This is a genomic window from Mesorhizobium sp. M0292 (assembly GCF_040321695.1).
GTDB lineage: Bacteria > Pseudomonadota > Alphaproteobacteria > Rhizobiales > Rhizobiaceae > Mesorhizobium.
In genome coordinates this window covers 307,003-321,798 of the sequence record NZ_JAMYSB010000005.1, presented here as the reverse complement: position 1 = coordinate 321,798, position 14,796 = coordinate 307,003, and the positions used below count along the sequence as shown (strand labels likewise).

Annotated in this window: 14 protein-coding genes; 6 read left to right on the top strand and 8 right to left on the bottom strand. The window is 63.0% G+C overall.

The genetic code is table 11. The features are described 5' to 3' along the window. Positions 1-75 precede the first annotated feature (75 nt). Positions 76-1,845: a tetratricopeptide repeat protein gene (locus tag NKI96_RS10440; RefSeq protein ID WP_023669961.1), complete on the bottom strand. Its 1,770-nt coding sequence runs from the start codon at positions 1,843-1,845 to the stop codon at positions 76-78. A gap of 191 nt (positions 1,846-2,036) precedes the next feature. Next, positions 2,037-3,713, bottom strand: a complete 1,677-nt coding sequence (gene leuA, locus NKI96_RS10435) for a 2-isopropylmalate synthase (RefSeq protein ID WP_023725000.1) — start codon at positions 3,711-3,713, stop codon at positions 2,037-2,039. Positions 3,714-4,195: 482 nt separating this feature from the next. Between leuA and NKI96_RS10430 the strand changes: the two genes are divergently transcribed. Genes NKI96_RS10430 through NKI96_RS10420 form a run of 3 tightly spaced genes read left to right on the top strand, consistent with a single transcriptional unit; the run spans position 4,196 to position 6,458 of the window. Next, positions 4,196-5,362, top strand: coding sequence for an ATP-grasp domain-containing protein (locus tag NKI96_RS10430; RefSeq protein ID WP_023754961.1), 1,167 nt, complete (start codon positions 4,196-4,198; stop codon positions 5,360-5,362). Positions 5,363-5,367: 5 nt separating this feature from the next. After that, the gene (locus NKI96_RS10425) at positions 5,368-6,144 is read left to right on the top strand and encodes an esterase family protein (protein WP_023724999.1); all 777 of its coding nucleotides are present in this window, start codon (positions 5,368-5,370) and stop codon (positions 6,142-6,144) included. Continuing rightward, complete coding sequence (locus tag NKI96_RS10420; RefSeq protein ID WP_031192978.1) at positions 6,144-6,458, top strand: nuclear transport factor 2 family protein; 315 nt, start codon at positions 6,144-6,146, stop codon at positions 6,456-6,458. The genes NKI96_RS10425 and NKI96_RS10420 overlap by 1 nt, the downstream gene beginning before the upstream one ends. 10 nt (positions 6,459-6,468) lie before the next feature. Here NKI96_RS10420 and NKI96_RS10415 read toward each other — a convergent pair whose 3' ends face one another. Then, on the bottom strand, positions 6,469-8,004 hold the full coding sequence (locus NKI96_RS10415; protein WP_023724998.1) for an MFS transporter: 1,536 nt from the start codon (positions 8,002-8,004) through the stop codon (positions 6,469-6,471). 146 nt (positions 8,005-8,150) lie between these two features. Between NKI96_RS10415 and NKI96_RS10410 the strand changes: the two genes are divergently transcribed. Next, complete coding sequence (locus NKI96_RS10410; RefSeq protein ID WP_352804028.1) at positions 8,151-9,047, top strand: LysR family transcriptional regulator; 897 nt, start codon at positions 8,151-8,153, stop codon at positions 9,045-9,047. 56 nt (positions 9,048-9,103) lie between these two features. Here the strand turns inward: NKI96_RS10410 and NKI96_RS10405 are convergent, their stop codons facing one another. From NKI96_RS10405 to NKI96_RS10385, 5 genes are all read right to left on the bottom strand, one after another. Further along, a complete protein-coding gene (locus NKI96_RS10405) occupies positions 9,104-9,856 on the bottom strand; it encodes an SDR family NAD(P)-dependent oxidoreductase (RefSeq protein ID WP_023669968.1) in 753 nt (250 codons plus the stop codon). Between the two features lie 45 nt (positions 9,857-9,901). Further along, complete coding sequence (locus NKI96_RS10400) at positions 9,902-10,990, bottom strand: AbrB family transcriptional regulator (RefSeq protein ID WP_023751272.1); 1,089 nt, start codon at positions 10,988-10,990, stop codon at positions 9,902-9,904. Between the two features lie 80 nt (positions 10,991-11,070). Continuing rightward, complete coding sequence (locus tag NKI96_RS10395; RefSeq protein WP_023686181.1) at positions 11,071-11,379, bottom strand: putative quinol monooxygenase; 309 nt, start codon at positions 11,377-11,379, stop codon at positions 11,071-11,073. 78 nt (positions 11,380-11,457) lie between these two features. Continuing rightward, positions 11,458-12,237 (bottom strand): SDR family NAD(P)-dependent oxidoreductase, encoded by a 780-nt coding sequence (locus NKI96_RS10390; RefSeq protein WP_352804025.1) that lies wholly within the window; start codon positions 12,235-12,237, stop codon positions 11,458-11,460. Between the two features lie 73 nt (positions 12,238-12,310). Continuing rightward, complete coding sequence (locus NKI96_RS10385; protein ID WP_023686179.1) at positions 12,311-12,739, bottom strand: DsrE family protein; 429 nt, start codon at positions 12,737-12,739, stop codon at positions 12,311-12,313. Between the two features lie 100 nt (positions 12,740-12,839). Between NKI96_RS10385 and NKI96_RS10380 the strand changes: the two genes are divergently transcribed. Together NKI96_RS10380 and NKI96_RS10375 are read left to right on the top strand one after the other, a co-directional pair. Further along, entirely contained in the window at positions 12,840-13,934 is a 1,095-nt protein-coding gene (locus NKI96_RS10380; protein WP_352804022.1) for a hypothetical protein, read from the top strand. Between the two features lie 28 nt (positions 13,935-13,962). Beyond that, on the top strand, positions 13,963-14,667 hold the full coding sequence (locus NKI96_RS10375) for a DUF4272 domain-containing protein (RefSeq protein ID WP_352804020.1): 705 nt from the start codon (positions 13,963-13,965) through the stop codon (positions 14,665-14,667). Positions 14,668-14,796: the final 129 nt, after the last annotated feature.

The following is a 14,796-nucleotide window of genomic DNA, read 5'->3' as shown; positions in this document are numbered from 1 at the left end:
GAGGAAATTCGAATCGAGGCTGGATTGCTCCCAGTCCAGACCGATGGCCAGTAAAGTTTTCGCGATCCGGAAAGACTAGCTGGCGTTGCCGAGGCCCGCGGCGCGCAGCGCCTCAACCAGCCGGTCGGTCAGATCGGCGGGATATTTGCGCTCGGCGAAGGCCGCGCGCGGATCGGCGGCGAATTTCGGGAATTTGGTGGTCAGCTCATCCAGAAGCTTGGCTGCCAGCTGTTCGCGGCCGGCAGCCTTGGCGCCGATCAGCCGCGCCGCCAGATAATGCGATTTCATCGCCGTCGTGCGCAGCGACTCGCTGGCTATCGCGGCCTTGTTCATGTCGCCCAGCATGAATTGCCCGGCGAAAAGCCCAAAATCCCACCATGTCGGATGGCCGCTGAACGTCTCGACGGCATGGGTCAGGATGGGTGTTCCCTCGGCATATTTGCCGGCAAAGATCAGGCCATAGCCGTAAGCGGCAGCCATGCCGAGGTCGTAGGGGTTGAGCTCATAGGCCTTGCGCATCCAGCGGATCGATTCCTCGGTGTTGCCGAGGCGCGAATTGAGGTAGCCATAGGCGCGGTGCGCATAGGGGCTGGTCGGTCCCATCTGGATGGCGCGATGGGCGAAAGACATTGCTTGTTCGACCGTCGCGCCAGGCGGATAGGCGTAATGATCGGTGGCGGCCTCAAGGGTCAGGGAGGCCAGTTCCGAATAGACCAACGACGATTTCGCACCCTGGCCGGCGAGGTTGTCCAGGCAGCGATAGGCGGCCTCGTGCGTCCTGGTGCTCTGGTCGAGATAGTATCTGTCGTTGAGGATCAGGCAGCTCGTCAGCCCGGTCTGAATGCCGTTCTGTTCGATGTAGCTGTAGAGCGGGCCGGAGGCGGGAACGGTCGAGCTGAGGATGGCGGCGATACGATCCTCGACGGTGCCAGGTGCGCTGTCGGCGGCCGTCAGACTGCGGGACAAAAGCACGCGGCCGGTCGCCACGCTCTGCAGTTCGAGCGTCACGTCACCTGCCATTGGTCCCGGCAGGACATCGAAAACGAAGCTGGTCGGGTCGGTGCTCGGATCGCGCTTGCTGTCGGCGTCGCGGCCGATGAAGTCGATCGTGTCGAAACCGGCAAGGCCGGCGCGCAGCGAAGCGGCGACGCGGCCGGCCTCGGGGCCGGTGGCCTTCACCGCGATGTAGACGAGGGGCAGGGCCTCCATCGACGGCGATGCGATGCTGCTCGTTACGCCCGCGGTCTCGACCACCGCGGTAGGATCGCTGCTGGCTAGCAATGCGCCGCTGCCCTGGCGCAGGATGAGCACGCCCAGCATGAGAATGACCAGCGTCATGGCGACCCAGAAGAACTGGAGATGGCGCGCCAGCGAAGGCCCAGGTTCTGTAACCCCCGAAGCTGTCGCGGCAGCGGGAACGGCGTCAAGAGCCGCCTGGTCGGGCGATCCGGGCAAGGCGGCTACCGCCGCCGCAAGCGGCTCCTGCCCAACCGGCAGGCGTATGGCGTTGAGCTCATAGGACGGCACGTAGCCGCCGCGCGGAATGGCAATGCGAACCGGTTCGGCTATGCCTTCATTGGCGAAATAATGCTGGAGAAGTTCGCGCAGCCGGCCTGCCTGCACCCGGACAACGGCGTCGGTCGACGAATCGAAATCGCCGTCCTTGCCGAAGACGTCCATGGCGATGGAGAAACCCTTGAGCCTGTCGGCTTCGCCGGCCTGCTCGCGCTCAACAAGATAGCGCAGCAACTTGCGCGCGCGCTCGGAACGTCCGAACGTTTCGCTGGCGAGCAGTCGCTCCAGTGTCTCGCGCACTGCGGGGGCGGCAGGCGTGGCATGCTGCAAGTGTCGATCCTCTCGAAGTCGGCACAGGTTGAGGCGCAATCATATAGAGCCTGCACTTCCATACAAGCATGCTTATGTTATGCGATCGCGTAACACACCGGATAGTTGCCGGTGGTTGACACAAAAGACCGGAATTTCCCTCGGCAAATGGGGGATTTCCGGGCGCCGCGGACATTCGGCGCCCGGGAATATCAGCCGGCCTTGCGGCCGATTATCCGGTTGGCGGCCGAAACAACGGCTTCCAGCGAGGCGGCGACGATGTTGGTGTTGATGCCGGCGCCGAACAGCTTGCCGCCGGGATATTCCATCTCGACATAGGAAATCGCCGAGGCGTTCGAGCCGCGCTGGAGCGAATGTTCGGAATAATCAAGCACCGACATGTCGACGCCAACATGACGCGACAGCGCATCGACGAAGCCGTCGATCGGGCCGGTGCCGGAGCCGGCGATTGTCGTCTCCTTGCCGTTGTCGAGGATCACCGCCTCGACCACGCGCCGGCCCTTTTTCTCGGTATCGGGATAGGTGTGATGGTCGAGGAACTTCAGTCGTGCGCCGGGCTGGTCGACATAGGTTTCAATAAAGCGGTCATGGATGCGTTTTGCCGGCACTTCCTTGCCTTCGGCGTCGGTGATCGCCTGGATCTCCTGGCTGAACTCGATCTGCAGGTTGCGCGGCAGATTGAGGCCGTAATCGGCCTGCAGTACATAGGCGATGCCGCCTTTGCCCGACTGCGAGTTGATGCGGATGATCGCCTCGTAGCTGCGTCCGACATCTGCCGGATCGATCGGCAGATAGGGCACTTCCCAGACCGGCGTGTTGGCCTTCTTCAAGGCCTTCATGCCCTTGTTGATGGCGTCCTGGTGCGAGCCGGAAAAGGCGGTGTAGACGAGTTCGCCGACATAGGGATGGCGCTCGGAGATCTTCAGCTGGTTGGAATATTCGTAGACGTCCTTCATCCGGTTGATGTCGGAGCAATCCAGATGGGGATCGACGCCTTGCGTGTACATGTTGAGCGCCAGCGTCACGATGTCGACATTTCCGGTGCGCTCGCCATTGCCGAACAGCGTGCCTTCGACGCGGTCCGCACTCGCCATCAGGCCGAGCTCGGTGGTGGCGATGCCGGTGCCGCGATCGTTGTGGGGGTGCAGCGAGATCAGCAGGTTCTCGCGGTCGTCCAGGTTGCGGCACATCCATTCGATCCGGTCGGCATAGATGTTGGGCGTCGACATCTCGACCGTCGACGGCAGGTTGATGATCAGCTTGTTGTCGGCTGTCGGCTTCACGATCTCGGTGACGGCGTTGCATATCTCCAGCGCGACTTCGAGCTCGGTGCCGGTAAAGCTTTCGGGCGAATATTCGAAGCGATAACCGCCGCCGGCCTTGGCCGCCATGTCGGTGATCATCTTGGCCGCGTCGGTGGCGATGCGCTTGATACCGCCGACATCCTTCTCGAAGACGACGCGACGCTGCAACTCGCTGGTCGAATTGTAGAAATGCACGATCGGGTTGGTGGCGCCCTTCAGAGATTCGAAGGTGCGGGTGATGAGTTCGGGACGGCACTGCACCAGCACCTGTAGCGAAACATCAGCCGGCACATTGCCTTCCTCGATGCACCAGCGGGCGAAATCGAAATCGGTCTGCGAGGCCGAGGGGAAACCTATCTCGATCTCCTTGAAACCCATGTCGAGCAGCAGGGCGAACATGCGCGCCTTGCGCTCATGACCCATCGGATCGATCAGCGCCTGGTTGCCGTCGCGCAAATCGACCGAGCACCAGACCGGTGCCTTGTCGATGACCTTGTTGGGCCAGGTGCGGTCGGTGAGACCGACCGTCGGGTAGGGCTGGTATTTTCGGGCCGCGCCCGGCATGTGGCCGGCCGCGCGTTTTACGCTTTCGGCTTCGCCGGCGCGGATGTCTTCTCGTGCGTTCATCGTCTTGTTCTCCCGGCGGCTCGCGGATCGGTCTTCGGACGGATTCCAGGGCGAGCAGCGCCTTATCAGATTTTCGTTCGCTTGATGTGAATTGCCAATTTCTGAACTGGCCAAGGAGCGTGCGCGTAAGCGGCGGTTCGACCGCCGGGCGCTCCTTCAGCGAACCCGGCGATCGCCGATAAGGCCGAGAAGAAGCAGGGTCGATGCCAGCGCGCGCACGGTCTCGCCGGCAAAGCCGGTCGGACGGGAAGCGACGGAGGAGACGCGCGTGTTCATGGCGGGGTTCATACAGGAGCCGCCATGGACAGGCAAGTGGGCTGCCATTCCACCACTCGCGAGCACTCTTCCCCATGCGCGGCAAATGCGCCAGACTTGCGTGTAGCCGGGGCCGCAATGCTTCGCCGTCGGAGGGGTCATCCGTGAATTTTGTTTTCTTCTCGCCGCATTTTCCCGCCAACGGCGCCGATTTCTGCGACCGGCTGAAAAAGGCCGGCGCTACGGTGCTGGGCATTGGCGATGCGCCTTATGAGGCGCTGGACGGCAAGCTGAAGGCGGCCCTGTCGGAATATTACCGCATCGCCGACATGGAGGACTACGATCCGGTGTTCCGGGCGATGGGTCATTTCATCCACAAATGGGGCCGGATCGAGCGCTTCGAGTCCCTCAACGAGCATTGGCTGGAGCTGGAGGCCAATATCCGCACCGACTTCAACATCTACGGCACCAAGCTCGATTTCGTGAAGAATTTGAAGCGCAAGAGCCGCATGCGTGCATTCTTCCGCAAGAGCGGCGTCGACACCATCGCCCAGCGCAAATGCTCCGACCGGGCCGGCGCCATGACCTTCATCCGCCGCGTCGGCTATCCCGTGGTGGTGAAGCCCGATTCCGGGTCCGGCGCCTCGAACACCTTCAAGATTTCCAACGCCAGGGAGCTTGACCAGTTTTTCAGAGACAAGCCCGAGGACGTGACCTTCGTCATGGAGCAGTTCATCGAGGGGCTGGTGGTGACCTTCGATGGGCTGGTCAACCGTGACGGCGAGGTGGTGCTGGCGGCCAGCCACCGCTACGACCAGAGCATCATGGAAGTGGTCAACAAGGATCGCCACATGAGCTACACCTGCTTTCCCAAGGTCCGACGGGCGATCGAAGAGGCCGGCCGCAAAATCCTCAAGGCGTTCGACGTGCGCGAGCGCTTCTTCCACATCGAGCTGTTCGAAACCAAGGACGACCGCGTCATCGCGCTTGAGGTCAACATGCGGCCGCCCGGCGCCTGGATGACCGATGCGATCAACTACACGTTCGACATCGACGTCTACGCGGCCTGGGCGGACATGGTGGTGAAGGATGCCACCGGTGGTCCTTATGAGGGCAAGTATTTCACCGCTTATGCCAGCCGCAAGCAGCACCTCCACTATTTGCACAGCCATGAGGACGTGCTAGCCGCGCATCGCGACAAGATCGTCCATCATCAGCCAATTGAAGAGGTTTTCAGCCGCGCCATGGGAAATTACGCCTACCAGATGCGCTCGAAAGACGAAGCAGCACTGCGCGCGGCCGTCGCCTACATCCACGCGGAAAAGGCTTGAACGCGATGGACATCTCCTATCACAAGCATTTCTCCGGCAATCTCGGCCGCGACATGGAATACAAGCGCTACGGCCATGCCGGCCGGCCGGTGGTGGTGTTCCCGACGTCGCAGGGGCGGTTCTACCAGTTCGAGGATTCCGGCGGGGTAGGAGCGCTGGCCGAATTCATCGACACCGGCCGCATCCAGCTGTTCGCGGTCGACGGCGTCGATTCGGAATCGTTCTTCAACAAGCATGCCGGCGCCGCCCACCGCATCGGTCGCCACGAGGCTTATTTCCGATATGTGCGCGAGGAGGCGCTGCCGGAGTTTCTGGCGACCGCTGAGCAAGCCAATGGCGGGCGCAAATTAAAGCCGCTGTTCACCGGCTGTTCGATGGGCGGTTATCATTCCACGAACTTCGTCTTTCGCTTTCCCGAACTCGCCAGCGGCGTCATCGCGCTGTCGGGCGTCTATTCGGCGGGCGACTTCTTCGGCAAGGCGCTGGAAGGTGATATCTTCTACAATTCACCGCTCGACTATCTGCCCGGCACCGTAGACCCAAAGCTGCTTGCCCGGCTGAAGTCGCTGAGGATGATCTTCTGCTGCGGGCAGGGCGCCTGGGAAGAGCGGATGCTGGTCGAGACCCGCAGGCTGGAACAGATCCTGCGCGACAAATCCATTCCCGCCTGGGTCGACTATTGGGGCGGCGATGTCAGTCATGACTGGCCATGGTGGCACAAGCAGCTGGTCTATTTCTTCGGCCGCTGGCTGGATGATGATCTGATGCACCGGCTCGATTGATGACCACACCCGAACCTATCCGCCGCTTTATCGAGGCCACCAATGCGGGTGATAGCGAAGCCGTTCTCCACACGTTCACAGCCGACGCGTCCCTGACCGACTGGGGGCGGTCCTTCCAAGGCCGCCAGCAGATCGCGCGCTGGAACCAGTCGGACAATATCGGCGTGAAGTCCAATCTTCGCATTGTCCGCATCGCCGAGGTCGAGGGCAGCTACCGCGTCCGCATTGCCGTGAAAGGCAATGGCTTCAACGGCGAGGGTGACATGACCTTCGTGCTGGACGGCCACCGCATAGCGAGCCTCGTCATCTCCTGACGCGGCTCAGCTACCCTTCCTGGCAAACCGGCAGAGCAATGGTCTCGTGTTCCACCGCCGATCCACGGCGCAAGCCGAGAAAGACGACAAGGGCGGTGACGATGGTGATTGCCGCCAGCACGATCAGCAGCCTGTCGAACGCGATCTCATAGGCCTGGACCAGGACCGTGGCTCCGGCACCCGGCAAGCGGGCTGCCGCTTCGCCGATGTTGCCGGTCACCAGCAGCTGCGCGGCGGCGGTTGCATCCAGGGAAGACGCCGTTCCCTGAGCCGCCAGTTGGGCTGCCGTGAAACCCGACAGGACTGCCATGACGATCGCCAGCGCCACGCCTTCGCAAGCGACGCGGGTGGTGTTGAAGATGCCGACCGCCATGCCGGCACGCTCTTTCGGCACGACGCCGACGGCAAGTCCGTCCATCAGCCCCCAGGGCAAGGCGATGCCGACGCCTATGAGGATCAGCGGCGCCACCAGCGCTGCGACGACAGGCGGTGTCAGGCTCAGCCAGACAAGGCCGCCGGCGGCCACAAGCAGGCCGACACCGCAGATCGTTGCCGGAGCGATCCAGCGCGCTACCTGGCCGGCGAGCAGTGGCAGGATCAACAGCGGTCCCGACAGGCAGATCATCAACTGCCCCCCCTTGATCTCGCTCATCCTCTCGATGCCGATGAAGCGGATCGGCAACAGCACCAGCAGGACGACGAAGCCATAGGCGGGAGCGGCCGCCAGGAACTGGGCGCCGACGAAGCGGGGAAAGCGGAACAGCGAGAGATCAAGCATCGGCCGGCGCACGCGCCGCTCGACGACGACGAAAGCGGCAAAGCAAAGGGCGGCCGCCACGAGAAGCGCGATCACCAGGGGATCGGTCCAGCCGCTCTGCGGCGCTTGCAGCACGCCGTAGGTCAGCGATGCCAGCGCGATCGTAAAGGTGCCGGCTCCCGCCCAGTCGAGGCCGGTCGCATCCGGATCGCGCGATTCCCTGATGGTGCGCAGGCCGAGCAAAGCGGCTGCAATCGCGAGCACGGCCACCAAGACGAAGATCGATCGCCAGCCGAAAGCATCTATGAGCAGGCCCGACGCGATCGGCCCAAAAGCGAGGCCGATGCCGAAACTGGTGCCGAGGAAGGAGAAGGCGCGCAGCCGCAATGGCCCATCGAATTCCTGGGCAAGAGCGGAGGCGCCGCCGGCAAAGGCGGCGGCACTGCCGAGCCCTTGCGCAGCCCTGAGCACATCGAACCAGACGATATCAGGGGCAAACATCGATCCCAGCGATGCCAGCACATAGGTGGCGAGGCCAACAAGGAAGAGCCGCTTGCGGCCATGATTGTCGGCCAGCGCGCCTGATGCCATCAAGGTGGCGGCGAAGGTCAGCATGAAGGCGTTGGTCACCCAGTTGAGCGCGATCGGGCTGCCGCCGAGGTCGGCCGCAATGCGGGAAAGCGCGACGGCCGGGCCGGTGAAGGTCAAGGGCATTGTCATGGCGGCAAGGCATACCGACAACAGGACAAGCCATGGCGCGACCGCGCCGTTTGTGGTCTTCGAGGTCATGGATTTCCTATCTGAACCAGGATCCGCCGGCCTGCCGCAAGCTTGCTGCGCCGGTCGTAACGGGAAGATAGGCTCGCGACACTTCGAGAAAAATAGTGTTAGATCTCCAGATATACCGGACTGAAACGCTCGAATGGAGAGATGCGATGGAACGCCTCAATGGGCTCCTGGCCTTTGCCCGCACGGCTGAGTTCGGCAGCTTCATCGCTGCGGGCCGCACGCTCGGCATCTCGGCATCGGCCGTCGGCAAGAGCATCGCCAGGCTCGAGCAGGATCTCGGCGTAAGGTTGCTTCAGCGCAGCACGCGCCGCATCGGCCTGACCGAAGAGGGCAAGCTGTTCAACGAGCGGGTGCGGCGCATCCTCGACGACATCGACGATGCCGAGGCGATGCTGTCGCGGAGCCGCGAAACACCGCATGGGCGGCTGCGCGTTTCGACGCCGATCGTGACCTATCATTTGCTGTTCCCGGTGCTGTCCGAGTTCATGGCGCGCTATCCCGAAATCGAACTCGACATCGACTTTAACGACCGCATCGTCGACCTCATCGACGAAGGCGTCGACATCGCGATCCGCAGCGGCGACCTGCCGGATTCGCGCCTGGTGGCGCGGCCGCTTGCACCCTTCCGGCTGCTGTTGTGTGCGGCACCCTCCTATATCGAGCAGCACGGCAACCCGAGCCGCCCGGACGATCTCGTGAACCATTACGGCATCCGCTTCCGCTTTCCCAACAGCGGCAAGCTGCAAGGCTGGCCGTTCATCGGCGGCAGCGCCGAGCCGCAGGTCCGCTCGATGCTGACCTGCAACAACACGGAGGCGCTGAAGGGCGCCACGATGGCCGGGCTCGGCATCAGCTCGATGCCCGATTTCTTGGTCCGCGAGGCGCTGCGTGACGGCCTGCTGCGCACGGTGCTGGACGACCATGTCGACGGCCGCGGCCAGTTCCGGTTGCTTTGGCCGTCCAATCGCCATTTGTCGCCGAAGGTTCGCGCCTTCGTCGATTTCCTTCCCGACCGGCTTGCCGCGACGCTGAGCGGCTCTTGAATTAGTCCTTCGCGGCCGACGGCGATAACGAAGACAGCGAGGAATAGCTCTGCTTCTCAGTAGGTGGCGCGGCCGCCGGACAGGTCGAAGGTCGCGCCGGTGGTGAAGGAATTTTCGTCCGATAGCATGAAGGCGATCATCGCAGCCGCCTCTTCGACTTCGACGAACCGGCCTCGCGGCACCTTGCCCAGCATGTAGGCGACCTGGGCCTCAGTGAGCTGTTCGAGGATGCGGGTGCGGGCGGGCGATGGGGTCAGCGCGTTGACGGCGATGTCGTGGCCGGCCAGTTCCTTACCGAGCGATTTTGTCAGCGCGAGCACGCCGGCCTTGGCGGCGGAATAGGCGGCGGCATTCGGATTGCCTTCCTTGCCTGCGACCGAGGCGATGTTGACGATGCGGCCGTAGCTGCGCGCGATCATGCCGGGCACCAGGCGCTTGCAGCAGTAGAAGACGCCGTTGAGGTCGATGTCGATTATCTGGCGCCAGGCGGCAGGATCATAATCCGCCACCGTCGCTGCCGGTCCGGCGATGCCGGCATTGTTTACCAGCAGATCGACCGGACCAAGCGAGCGCTCGGTTTCGGTCGCGGCGCTGTCGACGGCCTCCATCAGCGATTGATCGCACAGCAAACCCTCGACCCGGCCGAGCGGGGCGAGTTCGGAAACGGCCTTCGCCATGGCGGTCTCGTCCACATCCCAGATGGCGACGCTGGCGCCCGATGACAGCAGTCGCCGGGCGACAGCAAGGCCGATGCCTTGCGCGCCGCCGGTCACCACGGCGACCCGGCCTGAGAGATCGACGGCATTCACACGACGTTTCATGGGCACTTTTCCTCTTCCCTGGATATTTGAATCTCAGTCCCTGACGGCTCTCGCCATCAGCCGCGCTATGCTCGGCCCGGCGATGAGCACGACCAGGAAGCGGGCCGACTGCAAGGCCATGACGAAGGATATGTCGACGTTCTGGGCGGCGGCGGCAATGATGGCGACGCTGTCCATGCCGCCGGGGCTGGTCGCGAGATAGGCGGTCAGCGGATCGATACCAAGGACGTGGCTGATCAGCCAGGCTAGCCCGCCGCAAAAGGCGATCAGCACGACGATAGAGCCGACGATCTGCGGCAGCGCCCGTGTCGCATGACGCAGGATCGCCCGGGTAAAATTCAGCCCTATCGACCAGCCGACCATCGCATAGGAGAGCGCCAGCAGCCATGGCGGCAATTGCATCGCCACGCCGAAGCCGAGATGGACGATGGTGCCGATGATGAAGGTGCCGAGGAAGAAGGGTGACGGCAGCCGGCACAACCGGCCGAGCAGGCCGCCGACCAGCGCCACGCCGAGCGTGGCGGCAAAGGCTGCCGGTTCGATCGGCGGGAACCAGACGATGGCTGGTACCTCGATGCCCGAAGTGTCGACCCACATCTTGGCGACGAGTGCTGCCGTCATCGAGACGAAGATGACGCGCAGATACTGCATGAAGGCGACGAGGCGCTGATCGGCGCCGAAGGCACCGGCCATCAGCACCATGGCAGTGGCAGCACCCGGCGACGAGCCCCAGACCGCGGTGGTGCCGGGCAGGATGCGCCAGCGGCTGATCAACCAGCCAAGCAGGCTGGACGCCGCAAGGGTCGCCAGCACCACGACAAGGACCAGCGGCCATTCCTTGTAGAACACCGAAAAAATGTCGGTGGAGATCGACGCCGCGACCAGACAGCCGACCAAGGCCTGGGCGGCGGCGAACAGCGGCCGCGGCACGCGCACCGTGGCGCCATTGGTGCCGGCAAGGATCGCCGCCAGCATCGGGCCGATCAGCAGCGCCGCCGGCAGTGCGGCGTATTCCAGCGCGCCGGCGAACAGCAGCGAGACGATCAGCAGCACCACCCACTGCCGAACCGGACGCATGCGCGCCATGCGTTCGACGGCCGGTTGGTCTGGCGAAGAGTCCATGTTTGGGTCTTAGACCTGGAAGAGAAAAATGCGAACGCTGTCTCGGACGAAATTCACGACCCCGACCCCGCGTTGGGATGTCACTCGTTCTTGATGGCGGGCAGGCCGAAACCGCCGGCCGGATGGGTCTCGACCTGGAATTCGAAGCCGGCGATGATCGGCCGGGCCTTGGCGATCGCTGCCTGGACCTCCGGCAGCTGCAGCGAAGCCTTGTGGCTTGCGGCGTCGGTCCACACTTCGGTCACCCAGATCGCGTCGGCATCGGCCGGGTCGCGGGCGATGACATAACTCAGGCAACCCGGCATGGCGCCGGTCGAGGCGAGCAGCACATCCATGATCGCGTCGCGCTGGCCGCGCGACGCCCGCATCTTTCCGATCAATCCGTACATTGCCTCTCCCCTTCTTCCAACCTCAGCAAACGTGCGCACGACATGCATGGTTGCGAGACGCAGTATGCAATTGCCGGCTCACGGCATCAACTGGCCACCGTTCACCTCGATCACCTGGCCGGTGATGTAACCACTCAGGAGATCGGAGGACAGGAAGAGAAAGGCGCCGACGCAGTCTTCGGCCGTGCCGGCACGCCCTTGAGGAATGGTGGCGACCATGCCCTTCATCTGCTCGTCGGTGGAATAGCGCTCATGGAAGGGTGTCGCGATGGTGCCCGGCGCCACCGCGTTGACGCGGATGCCGAAGCCGATCAGTTCCTTGGCCATGCCGCGCGTCACATTGGAGACAAAGGCCTTGGCCGAACCGTACAGCCCGGCGCCGCCGCCAGCGCCATTGCGCGCCGCGATCGACGAGGTGTTGACGATGAAGCCGCCCTGCTTCTTCAGCCATGGCATCGCCTTGCGCGAGGCCGTCAGCACCGAGCGGGCGTTGAGGTCCATCACCGCGTCGTAGTGCGCCTCGGTCTGCTCCGCATAAGGTACGCGGCCGAGCATGCCGCCGGCATTGTTGATCAGCCCGTCGAGCCGCCCGAATGTTTCGGCGCTCTCCTCGACTACCCGCTCGACATCGGCTGCCTGTGAGAAGTCGCCCTGTGTCAGGAACACCTCACCGCCGCTGTCGCGGATGTTTTTGGCCAGCGTTTCTGCGGCCTCCCGGCTCGAATTGTAGTGCAGGGCGACCCGGCATTTCTGGGCGGCGTAGGCCAGTGCAAGGGCGGCACCGATGCCGGTCGAAGCGCCGGTGACCAGCACCGCCTTGCCGGCAAGATCGGGGATGACGAGGGTGGTCGCGGTCATGAGCACTTTCCTTCGGGCTGTTTGGCCACCCTTCGTAGGCTCTCATGGCCTTCACGTTCAAGCCCGTGGCGGCTCAGGGCCGGAGATAGGCGTAGCCCTGGCGCTGCAGTTCGGCGAGCTTGACGACGCCGCCCTTGTCGGCGGCGTGGAAGCCCTCGAGCAGGTCGGCAAGCGTGATCTCCATGCCTTGCATGGTGTTGCCGCAGGCATGCGGCTCAAGGCCCTGCTGGACAAGGCCGGCAAAGCGTCCCGAGATCGCCGCCGATATGCCTTTCGACTTGAAGCCGGCGAGGGCCGGACCATGCACGACCAACACGATGTCGACATTGCCGCCGGTGCCTTCATAGTGGTTCTTGATGTTGCCGAGCACGAAGTTGACCTTATCGAGGTCGCTGAGGTGATAGGCGACCTTCGGTCTGTCTTCAGCGGCGGCGGCCCGGCTCAGCCCGAACAGGCCGGCGGCACCGGCAAGGCTGGCCCGGAACATGTCGCGTCGACGCATGGCATCCTCTCGGCTTGGCGCTCCCCGCAAATTGCGTGGCTGCGGCCATGATACTAGCATAAATTCACGTTACGTCCTGTCGATGCGAGGAGGGGGTCACATGGCGTTCAGGAAGTGGAAGGTTGTTGCCAGCGCTGGATTTGGCGCCGTGCTGCTCGGCGCGCTTGCGGGTTCGGCCGCGGCCGACGATGTGCTTAAATTACCCGAACTCAGCCCGAATGGCGCCGATGCCTGTTTCGGCCGCGTCTATGATGCGGCGCACCTCAAGGCGCATCCAAAGCAGAAGGTGGCGCGGATCTTCTTCCTCTATGGCCATGATCCGGTGAGCCATCCGAACGAGGAGCCGATGGCAAACGCCGACACCTCCTACAACGGTTTTCTCACCACCATGGTGCGCGGCGCCAAGGCGCCGCAATGGGCCGGCGGCTGGTGCAATCACGAGTCCGAGGACGGCAAGTCAGGTCCGATCCGCTGCGGCATGGACTGCGACCGCACCATGGCGTCGCTGAAGCTCGATGACAAAGGCCGCCTGATCCTCACCGACGTCTCGTCCGATCTCTATCTCGACGCCGGATCGGAAGACGAACTGGGCGAAGCCGAATATGACCGGCAGGCTCTGGGCTCGGAGGACAACAATTTCCACCTCGACCCGATGCCGGCCGCAACCTGCCAGGCTGAATTCGCCAAGATCGACCCGATCGATCCGGCGCTTGGGGCTCCCTTGCGCGAGCGACTGAAGCCGGACCAGCCTTTCTGTTTCGGGCGAGACTACGATGCCGCGCATCTCTCCTCGCATCCCGACCAGGTGACGCAGTCGATCCGGGTCTTCCGCGGGCCGGCCGAACTCGCCTCCTTTGCCTCAGGCGATGTCGCCAACTGGCCCGACGGCTCCGATGTCGCCGTTTCGGTGACCACCAGGAAGAACGGGACGAAGGTCACGCAGACCTATTCCTGCCAGGGCGAAGCGGATCAATGGCGCTGCGCGGCCAGTTCGAAGATGAGCAACTTTTCCTGCGATATCGCGCAAAAGGAAATCTTCCTCAAGCGCGGCGCCAACGGCACCCTGATGCTGGCCAACCCCAATAGCAGCCTGGCGATCGTCGATTTGTGCTCGAAGACGGCGGATGGCAAGACGAAGTCGGACGACAAGGTTTACCGGTTGGAGGCCATGCCGCAGTCGGCGTGTGCGCCTTAGTCACTTTAGCAGCCATTTGGAAATGAATATGATGCGTCGCAGCTTTCTTGGTTTTCTGACTTCCTTGGCTTTCATCGGTTCCGCCAACGCTGAAGGCGAGGCTGAGGCTCGCAAGGCGGCCTCAACAGCACAGTTGAAGAAGGAGGGCGTGCCGTTCATCGACCATTTGCCGACGATCGAAACCGAAGCCGAAAGTCGGCGACGAACGAAGGACGAAGTGGTTAAACGCGCCATCGCACTGGTGATCGTGGCCGTCACAGCGGAGACCAATGATCGAAATCTTTTAAGCAACTTGATCAGCCAGTTTGGAGCCGAAGGGTTTTTTACGCCCAAAGAGCAAGCGTTTGTCGGTAACCCCGTTGCAACCGAGCAAGATCGCGCAAATTTTAGCGGGCGCTATGAAGGGGCTTTCGTAATGTTGTGGGCGTTGCAAGTCTTCAAAAACCTTGGGCGTCCAGACAAGCCTTGCGATGTGTCGCGTATGGTTTCGGTGTTGCGTGACCTCGACACGGAAGGGCTGCTCAAGCGGGCCAATTTGCGCCCGCAAAGCGAGCTTCTCGATGCTGCCGATCTGATCTATCGGTACAATTGGGCTGTGATGGATGCGCGGGTGAATGGGAAAGCCGCGCCGGCAGGATTGGAACGAGACGTGGTTGTCGAACGTCATTACGCGCTCAATTGGCTGATTGGGTATATGGGGCAGGAATGGGATGACATGTCGACCGACACATGATGAGCCGATCGCAAGCGGGTGCTACCTTGGATCGGACTTCGCTTGCCGAGTTTGGATTTGACGAACTTAGACGGTTCGCCTGACTACGCTTTTGCCGAGGCCGAGCTGGCGCGCGCTTGAGCAGCAGGC

Bases quoted from the DNA above. Each gene is read 5' to 3' on its own strand.
- leuA (WP_023725000.1), bottom strand. From the start codon at position 3,713: ATGCCGGGCGCGGCCCGAAAATACCAGCCCTACCCGACGGTCGGTCTC.
- NKI96_RS10425 (WP_023724999.1), top strand. From the start codon at position 5,368: ATGGACATCTCCTATCACAAGCATTTCTCCGGCAATCTCGGCCGCGAC.
- NKI96_RS10420 (WP_031192978.1), top strand. From the start codon at position 6,144: ATGACCACACCCGAACCTATCCGCCGCTTTATCGAGGCCACCAATGCG.
- NKI96_RS10415 (WP_023724998.1), bottom strand. From the start codon at position 8,004: ATGACCTCGAAGACCACAAACGGCGCGGTCGCGCCATGGCTTGTCCTG.
- NKI96_RS10410 (WP_352804028.1), top strand. From the start codon at position 8,151: ATGGAACGCCTCAATGGGCTCCTGGCCTTTGCCCGCACGGCTGAGTTC.
- NKI96_RS10400 (WP_023751272.1), bottom strand. From the start codon at position 10,990: ATGGACTCTTCGCCAGACCAACCGGCCGTCGAACGCATGGCGCGCATG.
- NKI96_RS10395 (WP_023686181.1), bottom strand. From the start codon at position 11,379: ATGTACGGATTGATCGGAAAGATGCGGGCGTCGCGCGGCCAGCGCGAC.
- NKI96_RS10390 (WP_352804025.1), bottom strand. From the start codon at position 12,237: ATGACCGCGACCACCCTCGTCATCCCCGATCTTGCCGGCAAGGCGGTG.
- NKI96_RS10385 (WP_023686179.1), bottom strand. From the start codon at position 12,739: ATGCGTCGACGCGACATGTTCCGGGCCAGCCTTGCCGGTGCCGCCGGC.
- NKI96_RS10380 (WP_352804022.1), top strand. From the start codon at position 12,840: ATGGCGTTCAGGAAGTGGAAGGTTGTTGCCAGCGCTGGATTTGGCGCC.
- NKI96_RS10375 (WP_352804020.1), top strand. From the start codon at position 13,963: ATGATGCGTCGCAGCTTTCTTGGTTTTCTGACTTCCTTGGCTTTCATC.